Genomic DNA, 18,641 nt, shown 5'->3' on the forward strand with positions numbered 1-18,641 from the left:
AAGCGCTATCCGATGGAAGGCTCGATGTTCAAGTAGCCGGACCCAATGATCGGCACCGACGCTGTCATTTTACTAAGCGGCGGCATCGACTCCGCCACCGCCGCGGCGATCGCCAAACAGCAGGGCTTCCAACTGCACGCCCTGAGCTTTGACTACGGTCAACGCCACGCCAGAGAACTCGAATCGGCGGCGCAAGTAGCGAAATTCTTGGCTGTTAAATCGCATCGAGTCATTCGCTTCGATTTGCGCGCCATCGGCGGTTCGGCGCTCACCGATCAGATCGAAGTTCCCAAAGAAAGAAGCGAAGCGGCCATCGGCCAAGGCATTCCGATCACCTACGTGCCGGCGCGCAACACGATATTTTTATCCTTCGCCCTCGCTCTCGCGGAGCGGCTCGAATGCGCCGACATTTTCTTTGGCGCCAACCAACTCGACTACAGCGGCTATCCCGACTGCCGGGAAGAATATATTCAAGCATTCGAGGCCATGGCCAACCTGGCGACCCAGGCCGGCGTCGAAGGTAAAAGTCGGATGAAAATTCATGCGCCGCTCCTGCATATGACCAAAGCGGAGATCGTCAAACAGGGCATGGCGCTCAATCTCGACTACAGCCTGACCTGGAGTTGCTACGATCCGCAAAGCGATGGCCGCGCCTGCGGCGGTTGCGACAGCTGCCTGCTCCGGCTCAAGGGTTTTAAAGATGCCGGCGCGCTCGACCCGATCGCTTACGCGCGCTAAAATCACTATCAAGCATGCTACCTCAACCGTTTACGCCGGCATTTCTGTCCCAGTTGGAAGCGCTCAGGCTCCGTACGCGCAAGGAATTTCTCGGCAGCCATCCGGGCAGCTACTCGTCGCCGCGCCGGGGCACGAGTTTAGAATTCGCCGACTATCGCCGTTACACGCCGGGCGATGATTTGCGTTATCTCGACTGGGGCATTTACGCGCGCACCGACCGGCTTTACGTCAAACTGTTCCGTGAAGAAGTCGACCTATTCGCCTATGTTTTCGTCGACGCCAGCGCGTCCATGGGGTTTCCCGCCCGCGAAGAAAAATTCGCGCCGGCGAGCCATGTCGCTCTGGCGCTTTCCTATGTGATTCTGGCCAACCACGATCACGTCAAGCTCCACCTGTTGCAGGAAAAAGGCGCTGCCTCACCATTTTATCGGCGCCGGAGGCGCATGACCGACTGTTATAATTTTCTCGCCGCGGCAACGCCCAACGGCGCCGTCGACCTCGCCGCTTCGCTAAACGGCCACTTGCAGCGGCTGCGCCGGCCGGGCAAAGCAATTTTGATTTCCGATTTCTTGATGCCCAGCGCGGCCTATCAGCAAGGGCTAAATTTATTGCGCGCCTTCAATCTCGACATCGCCGCGATTCAAGTGCTAACGCGCCAGGAAGTCGACCCGCAATTCCCCCACGGCAGTCTCTCCCTGGTCGATAGCGAGAGCGAAAAAGAAATAAAATATCAGTGGAACGACAAGGCGCGGCGCGAATATCAGAGCCGGCTAGCCCATCATAACTTGGAACTCAAAAGTTTTTGCCACCAGAGCGGCATTCATTATTCGCTCTATGTGAACGACCGGGATTTGAGCGACTTTGTTTTCGCCACTCTGCCGGCCATCGGCCTATTCAAATAAACCCATGGAGTTTTTGAATCCCACCGCGCTGTTCGGCCTGTTGGCGCTTCCGCTGCTGCTCTTGCCCTACTTGATCCGGCGCAAACCGCGCCGGGTGATGTTTTCCAGCTTGCTCTTACTGATGGAAAGCGGCGAAATCGCCAGCAGCCGAGCTTGGGGCAGAATCAATTTGCCGTGGATTTTTTTCTTGCAGTTGCTGTTGTTGGCCTTACTGATTTTCGCCCTGAGCGAGCCGGTCTTTTCCATCCATCCGACCAACGTGGCGATTCTCCTCGATAACTCAGCAACCATGCAGACAATGGAAGCCGGCCAAACCCGATTGAATTTGGCCAAAGCGAAGGCAATATCGATCATCGACGCGATCGGCGTCGCCGGCAAAATCGATCTCTATCTAACCACGCCGCGCATAGCCAAGCTCAACGGCGCACCGTTAAGCGCCACGCAAGCGCTCAGCGCCATCGGTGCAATTGAAGCCTACGATCTCGGCGATCCGCCGACAGACTACAATCAAACCCTCGAACAGCTCGCCCGCGAGCATAAATACCAGCGCGTTTATTTAATCACCGATCATCCAGCGCGCGGCCAAAGCGCCACGGCGCGAATTATCAGCGTCGGCCAGCCCCAAGCAAATTTCGCCGTCACCGCTTTCGACGTGCATCGTTCTTCGCTCATCAACGGCCGGCTCGAAGCGAGCGTGGAAGTCGCTAATTTCTCCAACCGCGACGAGAAAATTAGAATTGTCGTTAAAGGCGGCGACCGCGCCCTGACCCACCGCGAACTCACCGTCGCCTCGGGCAAGACCCTGGCGACGACTTTCGACGGCATTGCCGAGCAACCGTTTTATCAAGCCGAGATCGAAAACCGCGACGCGCTCATGCTCGACAACCGCCGCTTCGCGGTATTACCGGCGGGACGGAACTTGCGCATTTTGGCTATCAGCCCGCGGGCCAAAGAGATCGCCAGCCTAAAATCGATTCCCGGCGTCGACATCGATGTCATCGCGCCGAGCGCCTATGGCGAGACCGACAGCAGCGCCTATGGTTTGGAGATTTTTCATTTCGCCACGCCGGCGGCGCTGCCGCGCAATCCAACTCTGTTCATTTTACCGCCGCAAAATAACTCGCTGGTCGATCTCGGCGCGCCGGTGGCGAACGTCAACGTCTCCAACTGGCGCGAACCGCACACGCTGACGCGCTACGTCAACTTCAGTTTGTTTCGCCCGGCCTACGCGCGCCCGCTCAAACCGGAAAGCGCCGGCGACGTGGTGATCGAAAGTCCCAACGGCGCGCTGGCTTTCACCAACGAACGCAACGGCGTGCGCTATCTCACCCTAGGCTTCGATCCGCTGCCGTACTTAGGACGCGAAAATTTGCCCATGTCGATCTTCACGCTCAATCTTCTCGACTGGTTTTTTGACGCCGGCATGAAAAGCCGTGCCACCGGCGAGCCCCTGGCCCTCGGCAAGATCGTCCCTGGCGATCTGCTGATCAGCCCCAAGGGTGAATCGATTGCGCTGACGCCGGGCTATGATTATTTCGCCGCCACCTTCTATCAGGGCCTCTATGAGCGCCGGCGTGGCGGCGAGAAAGAGTTGTCAGCGCGCAATTTCCAAGATCAGAGCGAATCCGACCTGCGCGCTCCGGCGCCTATCGATCTGAACGCTAACAGCGTCGTCACTGGCAGCACTTCGGTGCTATTTTCTTTCTGGCCCTATCTACTGATCGCGGTCATCCTATTGTTGTTGATCGAATGGTTCGTCACGCCGCGGATGAGCCAACTCAATTTCCGCCGCGGGACCAATGTGAGCTTGGGATCATGACCACACTTTTGGCTGATATCGAATTTGCCAAGAGCTACTTTCTCTGGCTGCTGTTGGGGTTGCCGCTACTCTGGCTCCGTTTTGGCGACCGGCGTCTTGCGATTGTAATTGCCCGGACGTTGATCGTCGCCCTGCTGATCCTCGCCCTGGCGGATCCCCAGAGAGTCAGCGAGCAGGCACGGAGCGAAGAGAGAATCTTCGCCTATGACGTCTCGCAGAGTATTCCCGCCGCCATGCGTCAGTGGATGGCCCGGGCGACCAAGGAACTGGCCCCCAGTCGGCGCGATCGCCAGTTCGTTTTCGGCGCGACTGTCAAAAAGTCCGATGGCTTCGCCCAAGGCGATGTCGACGGACAAAAGACCAATATCGAGAGTCTCCTAGCCAAACTATTGGAATTGCCGAGCGCACCGCGCAGCTTGTTTTTATTCACCGACGGCTGGGAAACCCAGGGCAGCGTCGAACGCTTACTACCCGCGGCGGCGGCCGCGGGGATTAAAATCTATCCAATGCTGCCGGCGGAGCGGCCAGCCATCGCCAACGTCGCGGTGACGAAAATACTCGCGCCCACCCAGGGCAACAGCGGCGAGAGTTTGAATCTCAAAGTCGTCCTCGACAACCAGAACGACTTTCCGGTTGACGGCAGCTTGGCGATCTCTCGTAATGGCCAAGTGTTCAAAACCGACAACGTGAAATTGCCGCCAGGCAGCCATTCGTTCACCTATCAAACCACGCCCACCGAAGGCGTGCTAACTTCTTTCCAAGCGACCTTCAGCGCTCGCGATAAAGCGGCCGACATCAACCCGGCCGATAACCACGCCATCGCTTGGGTAACGATTCGCTCCAAGGCGAAAGTATTATTGATCAACGGCCGTAACGGCGCCGGCCGCTATTTGGAAGAAATCATCAAACGGCAAGGTTTTGATTTGACCGTGCGGAGCCCAGAAAGCGCGCCGCCACCGGCGGGCCATAAGATCGTCATCTTTAACAACGCCGAACGGGACAAGTTCCCCGCTGGCTATTTGGCGACGCTGGAACGCCATGTCGCCGAAGGTAATCACTTCATCATGCTCGGCGCCGACAACAGTTTCGCCCCTGCCAGTTATCGCCAGACGGCGATTGAAAAACTGCTGCCGGTGGAACCCAAGGAACCGCCCAAGCGCGAAGAAAAAAACCGCGCCGTAGTCTTAGTGATCGACAAATCCGGCAGCATGCGCGACGACAACCGGATTCTTTACGCTAAAGAAGCCGCCAAGGCGGTGGCGCGGCAATTGAAAGATATCGACCTGCTCGGCGTGGTCGGTTTCGACGATAGCCCCTTTGTCGTGGTCTATCTGGAAACCATGGCACGCTTGCGGGGCGTGGTCGACAACCAGATCGACCGGCTCAAACCGGGTGGCCAGACTTACTTTCTTCCGGCACTCAACGAAGCCCGACGCCAACTCGAGCGGGTTAACGCCTCGCGCAAACATATCATCCTGCTGAGCGACGGCGTCACCAGAGGTAGCGACGGTACCTTAATCGATCTGGTAACGTTAATGCGCAACGAACTCAAGATCACGGTTTCCGCCATCGCCATCAGCGCCGAGGCCGATGTCAGAATCATGAAACGGATAGCCCAATACGGCGGCGGCTTGTTCCATCACACCATCGATCCATCCTCCTTACCGCAAATCGTCCTGGAACAGCTTCAGGACAAACCCAAAGAGGAGCCCCAGGACGACGGCCCGATGGTGCCGATCGTCGAGCGGGGCTCCGAACTGCTTAACGGCTTGGCGAACAGAAACTTTCCAGCGGTATTGGGCTATATGGATACGGAATTGAAACGGGGAGCGATCATGGACTTGTCGCTCCAGCGACCCGACCGGCGCGCGCCGCTGCTGGCTTCGTGGAGCTACGGTAAAGGGAAGTCCGTCGCTCTGACCACCGATCTGGAAGGGCGCTGGAGCAGAAACTGGATTCAGTGGGCCGGCTTGCAAGGCTTTTGGGCGCGCCTGTTCGACTGGTTGAGTCCCAGCGAAGAGAATCTCGTGCCGAGCCACGAAGCGCGCGTAAGCTTTACCGAAAACCTCTCGGTAATCGATCTGTCGATCTACGATGACAGCGGCGCCAACAGCCAATATCGTTTCACCGCCACCGGCAAGGGCGGCAAGTCGGAGGGCGTACTCACCAAGCTAGCGCCGGGCCATTACCAAGCGACCCTGCCATTGACCGCCCTTGGCGACTATCGCATCGACCTAACCGAAGATCGCGCCGGCCGGCGCGTCGCCTTTCCGCCGGTGGGCTACACCCTTTCCTACGATCAGACCAGCGAGCTGCCAAGGCCCGAGTTTAACACCCAGCTGTTGTCCCGCATGGCCCAGGCAACAGGTGGTGAGATCAACCCTAAGTCCCTGGATAAGATAACTAAAACCACGCTGTCGAAAAGCTACCGCGAGACCCGCCAGGAACTCATTATGCTGGTCTTTTGTCTGTTTTTATTTGAGGTCGCGATAAGAAAGTTCGCCTTTGCCGAGCCTGATTGACGAGCCCAAACCACTTCCGATCCAGCCCAACCGCTAACCGAAAAGTCTCGATTTTCTGGTTGACAGAGGCACCCAAACGGGCTAACTTTTGTAATCTTTGTTTACTATGCGTGCCGCGTTGACATTAACACGACCGACGGGGAGTCCTTGCCGTTGGTTAGTGGCGGGACTAAAGATCCTGCGAGTTGCCGAACCCTTTGGGATGGTTGCCTGTTTGTTGGCAATGCTCACGCTGGCTCCCATGGAGGCCGCGGCTGCCAAACAGAAGACCCCACGCAAGGAACCGGCTAAAGGCAAAACGGTTAATTCGGTTACAATCCCGATTCAACGACTAGCCAACAATCAGGCGCGCACCGCCCTGCGCCGACAACCGTCACCGCCAACCAGCGATAGTACTGAAAATCGTCAGCAGGCCATTTACCGGATACGCAGCGGCGAGACCCTTTCAGATATTCTCACCCGTTATGATGTGCCTCAGGCAGATAGACTGCTGTGGTCACGGACGATGAAGCGAAATTTTGGCAGTGAGACATTGCCCGCGGGGCGAGAGTTGGCGCTGTACTTCGCCAAGGCGAAGTTTTCTAGCCGGGGACAATATTCCGGCCAGTTGAAAGCGTTGGAAGTCGACCAAAGCGACGCCTACACATTGACCATGGAACGGGGCATCCGCGGTATTCTCGTACAAAAACGCGAGAAACCCTACGACGTCGAGATCAAAACCGTCAGCGGTTCAGTCGCCTCATCTTTTTTTGAAGATGGCCGCAAAGCCGGTTTGCATCCCGCTCTGCTTTCCCAGCTAGCCGATATCTTCACTTGGGACATCGATCTCGAAAAAGAGATCCGCGCCGGCGACACCTTTAAGATTCTCTACGAGCAACGCAGCCGCAAGGGCCAAGAAGGCAAGCCTTCGCTGCGCATTTTGGCCGCCGAGCTGTTGAACGCTGGGCAAAAGTTCACGGCGATCTACTTCGAGAAGCAAAAAGGCCATGGCAACTATTTCAATAGTGAAGGCCGCAGCCTGGCCCGCTCGTTCCTGCGCTTCCCTCTAGAATTTACCAGCATCACGTCGCTGTTTACCGAATCGCGCTTCCACCCGATCCTTAAAATCAATGCGCCACATACCGGCGTAGATTTCGCCGCCCAGCGGGGCACGCCGGTGCGTGCGGTGGGCGACGGCATCATCGCCGAAGCTGGTTGGAACGGTGGCTACGGCAAAGCCATCGACCTCAAGCACGACACCACGTATATGAGCCGGTATGCCCATCTCGATAGTTTCGCCGAGGGTATTCAAAATGGCGTGGCGGTCACCAAGGGCCAGGTTATCGGCTACGTCGGTTCCACCGGCCGCTCCACCGGTCCCCACCTCCATTTCGAGTTTTATAAAGACCAGCAGTATATCAACCCACTGAGCGTCGATGTTCCGGCGGATGAATTCATCGAGCCGGCGCTCCAGCGTGTCTTTGAGAACCAGAAGCGCACGTTTCTGGTCGAGCTTAGTTCCACGCCTCAATCCTAGTCATTCAGTTCGTCCCGGGGCTAATTGATCTGCGTTCGCGGCTTTGGCCGTGGCGCGTTTTGCGTGCTATGATTTTTTAGTACGCGACCAGGATTGGAAATAGCGTGATTGAAAAAGCCGTCATCTTAAGCACCGGCGACGAACTGACCACCGGCAAAGTCGTCGACACTAACTCCGCCCACATCGCCGACCGCCTGTTCGCACTGGGGATCAAAGTCGCCGCGGTGCTCAAAGTCGGCGACGACCCGGAAAAACTGCTCTGGGCGTTTCACCAAGCGCGCGAACTCGGCGACATCGTCATCGGCACCGGCGGACTCGGCCCCACCGCTGACGATCTGACCACGGAAATGGTCGCGCGCTTTTTAGGCGTGAAAACAATCGAAGACCCCGAGGTCGCCAAAAATCTCAAAGCCCGCTTCGAGCGGCGCGGCGTGGCCTGGACGGCGAACAATCTCAAGCAAGCGCTTTTCCCAGCCGGCGCGACGATCATTCCCAACCCAGTCGGCACCGCGCCGGGTTTCAACGTCGACATCGGCCAAGGTAAAAAACTGCTCTGGCTTTCCGGCGTGCCGCACGAGATGACCGCGATGCTCAACGCGACGGTCCTACCCTGGATCGCGGCGCAACAAGGCAGCCAGTCGACGATCCACCAAACCGTCTTTAAAATTCACGGCATCAGCGAATCGAAGCTCGACGATCTCGTCAAGCCAGTGGAGCTTGGCGACTCGGCAAAGCTGTCATTTCGCGCGCACTTTCCCGAGCTGACATTACGTCTAACGGTCAGCGGCGCGGCGCAAGAGAAAAATTTCGAATCGCTACGTGAGCAGCTGCGCAGGATTCTCGGCGCCTACGTTTACGCCGAAAGCGATGCGACGATGGAAGAGATCGTCGGCCGCTTGTTGGTCGAGAAGCACCAGAGCTTAGCGTTGGCGGAGTCGTGCACTGGCGGGCTGATAGCGCACCGCATCACCCGGGTTGCCGGCAGCTCAGCCTACTTTCTTGGCGGCGCGGTGACTTACTCGAACGAAGAAAAAATCCGCGCCCTAGGCGTCCAGCCCGCAACCTTGGAGAAATTCGGCGCGGTCAGCCGCGATACCGCGCTGGAAATGTCTCAGGGCATTAGAGAACGCACCGGCGCGAGCATCGCCCTCAGCGTCACTGGCATCGCCGGACCGAGCGGCGGCACGGCGGAGAAGCCGGTAGGCACGGTTTGGGTCAGTATCTCGAGCGCGAAATTTCATGAAGCGAAGTTGCTCAACCTCTTGGTCCTCACCGATCGCGAGCGGATCGTCCAGGGCACAGCCCAAGCCGCGCTCAATTGGCTCAGACTAACGCTTTTGGAACTGTAGAAGTCCGTGATGCGCGCCTTCATCGCCGTCGATATCACTCCCGCCACCATCGATAAAATCTCCACCGCCCTCGAACCGCTAAAGTCTCGGCTCAATGGCCTGCGCTGGGTAACGCCAAGCAACATTCATCTCACGCTAAAATTCCTCGGCAACGTCGATGAGAAAAAAATTAGTGCCATCGGCGAAGCCCTCGCCGACACGCTCCACCCCTTTCAGCGCTTTACCATAAATGCTAAAGGATTAGGGGTCTTTCCGAGCATAAAAAAGCCACGCGTACTATGGGTCGGATTAGACGGGAACGAACTAACAACATTGGCGGCGGCAGTGGACTCCGCGTTAGCGCCCCTCGGGTTTTCCCGAGACGAAAAAATTTTCACGCCGCACTTGACGGTGGGACGCTGGCGCCAAACGGAGCGTTTCGATGCCGAGTTCGAACAGGAACTGAGAAATTGGCGCCACTATGAATTCGGCGCAACTTTAGTGAACGAAGTAATTTTATTTGAGAGTGTGCTCCAACCGGCTGGTGCGATTTATCACCGGCTAAAAGTTGTCACGCTCAAAACCGACCGGGTGTCGTGAAGGAGACAGCAATGGACGCTAATCGAGAGAAAGCCATCGATCTCGCCGTCAGCCAGATCGAAAAGCAATTCGGCAAGGGCGCGATCATGAAGCTTGGCGAGGGCGGCATCGTCAAGGACGTGCAGGTGATCTCGACCGGATCGCTGGGACTCGATATCGCGCTGGGCATCGGCGGCGTGCCGCGCGGCCGAGTGATGGAAATCTATGGACCGGAATCTTCTGGCAAAACAACTTTGGCGCTACAGATCGTCGCCGAAGCCCAGAAGCTCGGCGGCATGGCCGCCTATATTGACGCTGAGCATGCGCTCGACTTGTCCTACGCGCAGAAACTCGGCGTCAAAACCGACGATCTGCTAGTCTCCCAGCCGGACCACGGCGAACAGGCGCTGGAAATTACCGAGACGCTGGTGCGCAGCGGTGCCATCGATGTCGTGGTCATCGACTCGGTGGCGGCGCTGGTGCCGAAGGCGGAAATCGAAGGCGAGATGGGCGATTCGCACATGGGCCTGCAAGCTCGTCTTATGTCGCAGGCGCTGCGTAAGCTCACAGCGACAATTGCCCGCTCTCATACCGTGGTCATTTTCATCAATCAGATCCGCATGAAGATTGGTGTCATGTTCGGCAATCCGGAAACCACCACCGGCGGCAACGCGCTAAAATTCTACGCTTCGGTGCGCATGGACATCCGCCGCATCGGCGCGCTCAAAGATGGTGACAACATCGTCGGCGGGCGCACCCGGGTTAAAGTCGTCAAGAATAAAATGGCGCCGCCGTTTAAGGAAGCCGAGTTCGATATTCTCTACGGCACCGGCATCTCGCGCGACGGTGAGATCGTCGATATCGGCAGTGAGATCGGCGTGGTCGAAAAGAGCGGCGCCTGGTATTCTTTCCACGGCGAACGCATCGGCCAAGGCCGCGAAGCCGCCAAACAGTTTTTAAAAGATCATCCGGAAACCGGCCAGACCATCATGAACTTGGTCATGGATAAAATGGGTTTGAAACATCACGACGGCGAAGCGCCGGCGGAAATGGTCGCGGTGGAGAAAAAAGGCAAAGGCCGGTAAGCGAGGCTCGGTCCCACGCTGAAGCAAAGAACCGGCGCTCGGCCGATCGAATCAGCCGACGACGCCTTCGCCCGGGCGCTGCGCTATCTCGGTTATCGCGCGCGCAGTGTCGCCGAAGTCGAGCGCTACTTGCGCCAGCGCGGTGCCGCCGATGCGGTGATCGACGCGACCATCGCCAAGCTCAGCGGCTTCAATTTTATCGACGACGAAACCTTTGCCCGCAACTGGGCGCTCTCGCGGGCGCAGAGCCAAGGCTACGGCCCGCGGCGCATCGAACAGGAACTGAAAATCAAAGGCGTCGTCGATTCGATTATCCGCACGGTGATAAGAGAGTTGTTCGATCGCCAAGACGAAGAAAAACGAGCGAGAGTTATTTTAAAAAAAAGATTCGGCAGCAAAGATCTCAAAGAACCGCACACGCTGCGCCGGGCGCTCGCCTTTCTCCAACGCCGCGGCTACAGCAGTAAAGTGATCTTTACGCTTCTGCGCTGCCCCATGGACGACAACTGTTGAGCTTATGGTCACGAGTAACGACATTCGCAAATCCTTTTTAGACTACTTCGTCAAACAAGGTCACACCGTAGTAAAAAGCTCATCGCTGGTGCCCGACAAGGACCCGACGCTGCTGTTTACCAACGCCGGCATGGTGCAGTTCAAAAACGTCTTCCTGGGCCAGGAACGTTTGCCTTACGTGCGCGCCGCCAGCTCGCAAAAATGTCTGCGCATCAGCGGCAAGCACAACGACCTCGAAGCGGTGGGGCGCGATACTTATCATCACACGCTTTTTGAAATGCTTGGCAACTGGTCCTTCGGCGATTATTATAAAGCCGAAGCCATCGAATGGGCCTGGGAACTGTTGACCAAGGAATGGGGCCTGCCCAAAGACAAACTCTACGCCACGGTTTACAAAAATGACGATGACGCCGAGCAGCTCTGGTTCAAGATCAGCGGTCTGCCGCGGGAGCGGGTGAGCCGCTTCGGCGAAAAAGAAAATTTCTGGGAGATGGGCGAAACCGGCCCTTGCGGCCCTTGCAGCGAAATCCATCTCGACCGCGGCCCGGCGGCTTGCGACCGGCCCGGCGTGGCGGGTCATGAATGCCGCGTCAACGGCGATTGCGCCCGCTACATCGAGCTGTGGAATTTAGTATTTATTCAATTCAACCGTGCTGACGATCGCAGCTTGTCCGACCTGCCGTCGAAACATGTCGACACTGGCATGGGCTTGGAGCGCATCACCGCGGTAATGCAGCAAGTGTTGTCCAACTACGATATCGATTCCATGCGCGCGCTGACCGCGACCACGGAAAAACTCACCGGCAAAAGTTACGGCGTCGATCCGACCGCGGATATTTCGTACCGCGTCATCGACGATCATGCCCGGGCGGTGAGTTTCTTGATCGCCGACGGCGTCACACCGAGCAACGAAGGACGCGGCTACGTGCTGCGCCGTTTGCTGCGCCGCGCCGCCCGCCATGGCCGCTTGATCGGTTTGAAAGAACCGTTCTTACATGAAGTTGCCAAAAGCGTCGCGGCGGTCATGGGTGAAGCCTATCCGCAGTTGCGAAATGAAGAGCCGCGCATCCGCGAAGTCATCCGCATCGAAGAAGAACGTTTTGGCGAAACCCTTGACCGCGGTCTGGTCTTGCTCGAAGACGCCACGGCGAAGCTCAAAGCCGAAAAGAAACCAACCCTCGCCGGCGACATCGCCTTTCGTCTCTACGATACTTACGGCTTCCCTCTCGATTTGACCGAGGACATTTTGCGCGGTGAAAATATCGACGTCGATCAAGCCGGCTTCGAAAAGCTCATGGCGGCGCAACGCAGCCGCGGCCGCGAAGCGCGCGAAACCGTCAGCATGGAATCGAAAATCCAACTCGACGGCCAAGTCTGCTTCATCGGCTACGATCGCCTCGAAGGCGAATCATCGGTGCTGGGAATTTTCGCCGGCGGTGCAAGCAAAAACGAAGCGGTGCAAGGCGACGAAATCGATTTACTCACCGCCGAGACCCCTTTCTACGGTGAATCCGGCGGCCAAGTCGGCGACCGCGGCGTAATCAAAACCAGCCGCGGCGACTTGATTGAAATTCACGACACCCAACATCCGACGCCGCAATTAATCTCCCATCGCGGCAAAGTCATCAAAGGCCGGGTTCAAGTGGGAGATAAAGTGGCTTTGAATGTCGACCGCAAGCATCGGCAAAAAACCATGCTAAACCATTCGGCCACCCATATTCTCCACGCCGTGCTGCGCAAAGAACTAGGCGATCATGTCCGCCAAGCCGGTTCGTCGGTGACGCCGGACCGTTTACGCTTCGACTTCAACCATACCGGCGCGATTGCGGACGAGAAACTGGCTTTCATAGAAGCCCAAGTCAATCATCATGTGCGCGAAGACGCCGGTGTGTCGATCGAAGAGCTGAGTTACGACGACGCCATCCGGCGCGGCGCTCTCGCCTTCTTCGGCGATAAGTACGGCGACCGCGTGCGCGTGGTGAAAATCGGCGACTTCTCCACCGAGCTGTGCGGCGGCACGCATATTCGCGCCTCCGGCGAGATCGGTTTATTTAAACTTAACTTCGAAGGCGGCGTCGCCGCCGGTGTGCGCCGCATCGAAGCTTTCACCGGCGAAGGCGCGCTGGATTTGATTCAGGGTTACGAGCTGCGCCTGAAGGAAATCGCCGAGCTGGTGCGCGGCACCAGCGATGACAGCGTCGAGAAAGTAAGAAAACTACTCGACCGCCAAAAAGAGCTAGAAAAAGAAATCGACAAACTGCGCGGCCAATTCGACAAAGACCGAATCCCCGATCTGCTCGCCAAGAAGCAAGCGGTCAACGGCGCTAGCGTGCTGATCAGCCAAGTCGACGGCCTCGACGGTAAACAGCTGCGCGATATCACAGATCAATTGAAAGAAAAGCTTGGCTCCGGCGTGGTCGTGCTCGCCAGCGCCAGCGAGGGCGCGGTGAACTTGGTCGTAACCGTGAGTAAGGATTTAACCAAGAAGTATCACGCCGGCAACATCATCAAAGTATTAGCTGGCATGGTCGGCGGCGGCGGCGGCGGCCGGCCCGATTTCGCTCAAGCCGGCGGCAAAGAGCCGGCTAACATCGGCGCGGCGTTGCAGCGCGCTGAAGACTTAGTCCGCCAAACCAGTTAACATTACTAAGCCGAAGGAGCGGGCCGAGCGCCAGCGTGATCACGATCGAAACCACAAAGATCATCGAAGAGACCGCCGGCTTCTGCGCCATCGTCGACCTCACCGCCAAGCTCAAAGAACATATCCGCGACGCAAAGATCGACGCGGGCACGGCGACGCTTTTCGTTTCCGGCTCCACCGCGGCGCTCACCACCATCGAGCATGACGACCTGCTCGACTTCGACAACCGGCCGCGCCGACGCGAAATCATCGTCCAACTGATAGGAGAAAAAGCGTGAAAGACGAATCGAGCGAACTCGCCGCCGCCGTCACTGAGATCGGCGTCAACCAAATCGAATTTCACGATCCCCGCCTGTTCCGCGATCTGTTGGGGCAGCATGACCAACACCTGAAAATTTTGCAAAACACGTTGCAACTCAAAGTCCGCGCCCGCGGCGTCACTTTGGAAATCGAAGGCGATCCGTTGCAAGTCGAACTTGCCAGCCACATTCTGCGCCAGCTCTACAGCCTGTTGGAAAAAGGTTATCCGGTTTATGCCAGCGACGTCGATTACGCGATCCGCATCTTGAGCGCCGACAGCCGCGCCAAACTGCAAGATATTTTTCTCGACACGATTTATATCTCAGCGCACAAACGCACCATCACGCCGAAAAGCATCGCCCAAAAAGCTTACATCGACGCCATCCGGCGCTACGATATCGTCTTCGGCATCGGCCCGGCGGGCACTGGCAAGACTTATTTGGCGATGGCCATGGCGGTAGCTGAGTTGATGAAGAATAATTATGTGAGAATTATTTTGACGCGGCCTGCCGTCGAAGCCGGCGAGAAGCTCGGATTCCTGCCCGGCGACTTGGCAGAGAAGGTCAATCCATACCTGCGCCCGCTCTACGACGCGCTGCACGACATGGTCGACTTCGACCGCGCCCGCAAACTGCTAGAACGAGGGACCATTGAAGTCGCGCCCCTAGCGTTCATGCGCGGCAGAACCTTAAATGATTCCTTCGTCATTCTCGACGAAGCGCAAAACACCACGCCAGAGCAGATGAAAATGTTTTTGACCCGCTTGGGCTACGGCTCCAAAGCGGTGATCACGGGCGACGCGACGCAGATCGATTTGCCGGCGGGCAAACCATCGGGACTCAAAGAAGCTTCGCGAATTTTAAAAGGCGTGCCCGGCATCAGCTTCATCACTTTCACCGAAAAAGATGTCGCGCGCCACCACCTGGTGCAAGAAATCATCATGGCCTACGAACGGGACGATAATCGCAACAACGATTGAGAATATTTAACGCTAAAGACAGCGCGTAGAGTTATTGTCGGGGCAAAAAATTTTTTGCCCCGACCTCGGTCATCTGCGGCTTGCGTATCGCGCCTGCCATCCGAAATTGTTTTGCGCTCTTTGCGCCTTTTGCGGTTAATTCTTCCGATTTCGAATCTCCAGGTTACGTCTCCGCACGCATCGTGGTGACAGAATGAAATCGCGACAAGACAAGGCCAACTACTGCACTGCTTCCAGCGTCACTTTGCTCTGCACCGTTCGTCCGTCACGGGAGGAAGTGACGCTCACCGCATCGCCGACTTTGTATTTTTCCAAGACGAGATAGAGTTCGTTGGGCGATTCGATTTTTTTGCCGTCGATAGCGGTGATCACGTCGCCCAAGCGCACTCGGCCCGAGGCTTCGCGCCGGGTCGGCTGAAAACCCGCCCGCGCCGCCGCGCTGCCGCGCACGACATCGACCACCAACACACCGATCACGCCCAAGCGCTGGGCGATCTGTTCGTCGGCGATTTGAATGCCCAGACCTGGCCGAACGAGCTTACCGCTGCGAATCAGCTCGGGCACGATGCGGTTGACGGTATCGACGGGAATCGCGAAACCGATTCCCGCGGAAGTCCCCGTGGGGCTGTAAATTGCCGTGTTGACGCCGATCAAACGACCGGCGCTGTCGAGCAACGGGCCGCCGGAATTGCCCGGATTGATCGCCGCGTCGGATTGAATCACGCCTTGAATCGGCCGGCGGGTCACCGATTCGATCTCGCGGTTAAGCGCGCTGATCACGCCGGTGGTGAGCGTTTGATCGAGACCGAAGGGATTGCCTATGGCGAAAACGCTTTGGCCGACTTGTAAATCTTTTGACGTACCGATGGGAATCGGATGAAGTTTATTCGCCGGCGCGGCGATCTTGAGCACCGCCAAATCTTTATCCGGCGCGGCGCCGACCACGCGCGCCTTCCAATTGCTCTGATCGGCTAAAGTTACCTGCGCCGCGTCGGCGTTTTGAATCACATGAAAGTTGGTGATGATATTTCCGGTGGTGTCCCACACGAAGCCCGAACCGCTGCCCTGGGGAATCTGATATTGATTGAGCGAATACACGTCGCGTTCGACGCCGAGCACGGTGATGTTCACCACCGCGGGCGACGCTTGTTTGAAGATGGCGATGGTCGATTTTTCCTCGGCCATCAGTTCGCCGCGCGGCGTCACCGGCCGCGCCGCCGCCTTGGGATCGTTGAGCGAAGCGCCGCCCAACCACGACTCCTTAGCGAAAAACATCGCGACCACCGCAAGCGTCATCGCCGGCCAGAAATATTTTTTCAGACGAGAGCTTGGCTCTGAATTTTTGTCCGTCATCGTTTCCTCTCATCCGCCGGCACGCAAATGGGTTAAAGTTAGGGATGCGCCCGGCGATTGTCAAGCCGATTGACAGCAGGCAACCGCGTTCTTAGATTTCAGACATCTTAACACGCACCCTTGAAAGGAGGGTATTTTATGGAACTAGTAAGATGGGAACCGTTTGATGGTATGAATCGGCTGCACAGTCGGATCAACGATCTATTCGATGTGAACTTCGGCCGCGCCCGCGCGCTGCCGTCGGAGACTGCAGGAAACTGGTTACCGCCGGTTGATATTTTGGAAAGCAAGGACGCTTATCTGATTCGCGCCGAGCTTCCCGGCATGAAGAAGGAAGACTTCAACCTGGAAGTCAACGACGGCACTTTAACTTTAAGCGGCGAGCGCAAAGCCGAAGCGCGAAGCGACGGCGTTGCCTACAACCGCAACGAACGTGTCAACGGCAAATTTGCGCGGTCGTTTTATCTGCCGCGTACCGTGAAGCAGGACGGCATCCAGGCGAGCTACCAGGACGGCATCCTGGAGATTCAGGTGCCGAAAGCCGAGGATGCCAAACCGAAACAGATCGCCATCAGCGTGCACTGATCCGTCGTCGCGGCATAACCGTGAGAAGGGGAAGCCTTCGCTTCCCCTTCTCGTTGCGATTGAATTCTCGATCCAGACTCTGCCGGCATAAAAAAAGGCGCTTGGTTTCCCAAGCGCCTTTTTTGCTCTAATCACAACGATATTTAGAAATCTTCGTGATCGTGGCCCATCGCCGGACCGTCTTTTTTCTTCTCCGGTTTGTCCGCGATCATCGCTTCGGTGGTCAGCAACATGCCGGCAACCGACGCGGCATTCTGCAGCGCGACGCGCACAACCTTGGTCGGGTCGACGATGCCGGCCTTGACCAGGTCTTCGTATTCTTCGGTGGCCGCGTTGAAGCCAAATGCACTCTTGCCGCTTCTGACTTTGTCGAGCACCACCGAGCCGTCGGCGCCGGCGTTATCGGCGATCCAACGCAGCGGTTCTTGCACCGCCTTTTGAATGATTCGCACGCCGACTTTTTCGTCGTCGGAAACGCGCATGTTGGCGAGCACGCCGGAAGCGCGCACTAGAGCCACACCGCCGCCAGGGACGATGCCCTCTTCGACCGCCGCGCGAGTCGCGTGCAGCGCGTCTTCGACGCGGGCCTTTTTCTCTTTCATTTCGATTTCAGTGGCCGCGCCGACCTTGACCACGGCAACGCCGCCGGCGAGTTTCGCCAGGCGCTCTTGCAGCTTCTCACGGTCGTAATCGGAAGTGGTCTCTTCGATTTGCGCGCGGATCTGGGTGATGCGCCCTTCGATCGCCGACTTCTTGCCAGCGCCTTCAACGATCGTGGTATTATCCTTGTCGATAATCACCCGTTTGGCCCGACCAAGATCCTTGGCGGTGATGTTTTCTAATTTAATGCCCAACTCTTCGGCGATCATCTTGCCTTCGGTGAGGATCGCGATGTCTTCGAGCATCGCCTTGCGCCGATCGCCAAAGCCCGGCGCTTTGACGGCGACGACCTTGATCGTGCCGCGAATCTTGTTGACCACCAACGTCGCCAACGCTTCGCCTTCGACTTCTTCGGCGATGATCAACAAAGGCTTACCGGTCTTGGCCACCGCCTCGAGCACCGGCAGCAAGTCTTTCATGCTGGAAATCTTCTTCTCGTTGATCAGCAGGTAGCAATCTTCGTAGACGCACTCCATGCGCTCGGGATCGGTTACCATGTAGGGCGAGAGATAACCGCGGTCGAAACGCATGCCTTCGACGAGGTCGAGAGTGGTTTCCAAACCCTTGGCTTCTTCGACGGTGATCACGCCTTCTTTGCCGACCTTGTCCATCGCTTCGGCGAGAATCGCGCCGATCGCTTTATCATTGTTGGCGGAGATGGTTCCGACTTGAGCGATCTCATCGCGATCGCGGGTCGGTTTGGAGAGCGATTTTAGCTCTTCGACGATCTTGGCAACGGCTTTATCTATGCCGCGCTTGATGCTCATCGGGTCATGTCCGGCGGCGACCAGCTTCAAGCCTTCGCTAAAAATCGCCCGCGCCAAAACCGTCGCTGTGGTGGTACCGTCGCCGGCTAAATCGGAGGTCTTGCTGGCGACCTCTTTGACCATCTGCGCGCCCATGTTTTCGAATTTATCTTCGAGCTGGATTTCCTTGGCAACCGACACGCCGTCCTTGGTCACCGTCGGCGAGCCCCAGGACTTTTCCAGAACGACATTGCGTCCTTTAGGTCCGAGGGTGACCGTTACCGCGTCCGCCAATAAATTTACCCCGCGCAGCACCCTGCCGCGCGCATCTTCGCCGAAACGAATTTCCTTTGCAGCCATGATTTTCTATGCCTC

Annotated in this window: 15 protein-coding genes; 13 read left to right on the forward strand and 2 right to left on the reverse strand. The window is 57.3% G+C overall.

The features are described 5' to 3' along the window. The first annotated feature begins 45 nt into the window (after positions 1 to 45). From queC to EXR70_03565, 12 genes are all read left to right on the forward strand, one after another. Positions 46 to 738, forward strand: coding sequence for a 7-cyano-7-deazaguanine synthase QueC (gene queC / locus EXR70_03510; protein ID MSP37539.1), 693 nt, complete (start codon positions 46 to 48; stop codon positions 736 to 738). A 14-nt stretch (positions 739 to 752) separates the two neighbouring features. After that, complete coding sequence (locus tag EXR70_03515; GenBank protein MSP37540.1) at positions 753 to 1,640, forward strand: DUF58 domain-containing protein; 888 nt, start codon at positions 753 to 755, stop codon at positions 1,638 to 1,640. Positions 1,641 to 1,644: 4 nt separating this feature from the next. Next, the gene (locus EXR70_03520; GenBank protein MSP37541.1) at positions 1,645 to 3,459 is read left to right on the forward strand and encodes a hypothetical protein; all 1,815 of its coding nucleotides are present in this window, start codon (positions 1,645 to 1,647) and stop codon (positions 3,457 to 3,459) included. After that, positions 3,390 to 5,981 (forward strand): VWA domain-containing protein, encoded by a 2,592-nt coding sequence (locus EXR70_03525; protein ID MSP37542.1) that lies wholly within the window; start codon positions 3,390 to 3,392, stop codon positions 5,979 to 5,981. Before EXR70_03520 ends, EXR70_03525 begins: the two co-directional genes overlap by 70 nt. Positions 5,982 to 6,087: 106 nt before the next feature. After that, positions 6,088 to 7,497, forward strand: a complete 1,410-nt coding sequence (locus EXR70_03530) for a hypothetical protein (GenBank protein ID MSP37543.1) — start codon at positions 6,088 to 6,090, stop codon at positions 7,495 to 7,497. 92 nt (positions 7,498 to 7,589) lie between these two features. Then, complete coding sequence (locus EXR70_03535; GenBank protein ID MSP37544.1) at positions 7,590 to 8,846, forward strand: competence/damage-inducible protein A; 1,257 nt, start codon at positions 7,590 to 7,592, stop codon at positions 8,844 to 8,846. A gap of 6 nt (positions 8,847 to 8,852) precedes the next feature. Then, the gene (gene thpR, locus EXR70_03540; protein ID MSP37545.1) at positions 8,853 to 9,425 is read left to right on the forward strand and encodes an RNA 2',3'-cyclic phosphodiesterase; all 573 of its coding nucleotides are present in this window, start codon (positions 8,853 to 8,855) and stop codon (positions 9,423 to 9,425) included. 11 nt (positions 9,426 to 9,436) lie between these two features. Continuing rightward, positions 9,437 to 10,489: a recombinase RecA gene (recA, locus tag EXR70_03545; protein ID MSP37546.1), complete on the forward strand. Its 1,053-nt coding sequence runs from the start codon at positions 9,437 to 9,439 to the stop codon at positions 10,487 to 10,489. 18 nt (positions 10,490 to 10,507) lie between these two features. Next, positions 10,508 to 11,002: a regulatory protein RecX gene (locus EXR70_03550; protein ID MSP37547.1), complete on the forward strand. Its 495-nt coding sequence runs from the start codon at positions 10,508 to 10,510 to the stop codon at positions 11,000 to 11,002. A gap of 4 nt (positions 11,003 to 11,006) precedes the next feature. After that, complete coding sequence (gene alaS, locus EXR70_03555) at positions 11,007 to 13,643, forward strand: alanine--tRNA ligase (protein ID MSP37548.1); 2,637 nt, start codon at positions 11,007 to 11,009, stop codon at positions 13,641 to 13,643. Positions 13,644 to 13,705: 62 nt separating this feature from the next. Then, on the forward strand, positions 13,706 to 13,921 hold the full coding sequence (locus EXR70_03560; GenBank protein ID MSP37549.1) for a hypothetical protein: 216 nt from the start codon (positions 13,706 to 13,708) through the stop codon (positions 13,919 to 13,921). After that, the gene (locus EXR70_03565) at positions 13,918 to 14,922 is read left to right on the forward strand and encodes a PhoH family protein (GenBank protein ID MSP37550.1); all 1,005 of its coding nucleotides are present in this window, start codon (positions 13,918 to 13,920) and stop codon (positions 14,920 to 14,922) included. Before EXR70_03560 ends, EXR70_03565 begins: the two co-directional genes overlap by 4 nt. 219 nt (positions 14,923 to 15,141) lie before the next feature. Here the strand turns inward: EXR70_03565 and EXR70_03570 are convergent, their stop codons facing one another. Further along, a complete protein-coding gene (locus EXR70_03570; GenBank protein ID MSP37551.1) occupies positions 15,142 to 16,275 on the reverse strand; it encodes a trypsin-like serine protease in 1,134 nt (377 codons plus the stop codon). A 138-nt stretch (positions 16,276 to 16,413) separates the two neighbouring features. Here EXR70_03570 and EXR70_03575 point away from each other — a divergent pair, with 138 nt between their 5' ends. Then, on the forward strand, positions 16,414 to 16,860 hold the full coding sequence (locus EXR70_03575; protein MSP37552.1) for an Hsp20/alpha crystallin family protein: 447 nt from the start codon (positions 16,414 to 16,416) through the stop codon (positions 16,858 to 16,860). A gap of 143 nt (positions 16,861 to 17,003) precedes the next feature. Here EXR70_03575 and groL read toward each other — a convergent pair whose 3' ends face one another. Beyond that, positions 17,004 to 18,626, reverse strand: coding sequence for a chaperonin GroEL (groL, locus tag EXR70_03580; protein ID MSP37553.1), 1,623 nt, complete (start codon positions 18,624 to 18,626; stop codon positions 17,004 to 17,006). Between the last annotated feature and the right edge of the window lie 15 nt (positions 18,627 to 18,641).

This window comes from Deltaproteobacteria bacterium, assembly GCA_009692615.1.
GTDB lineage: Bacteria > Desulfobacterota > Binatia > UBA9968 > UBA9968 > DP-20.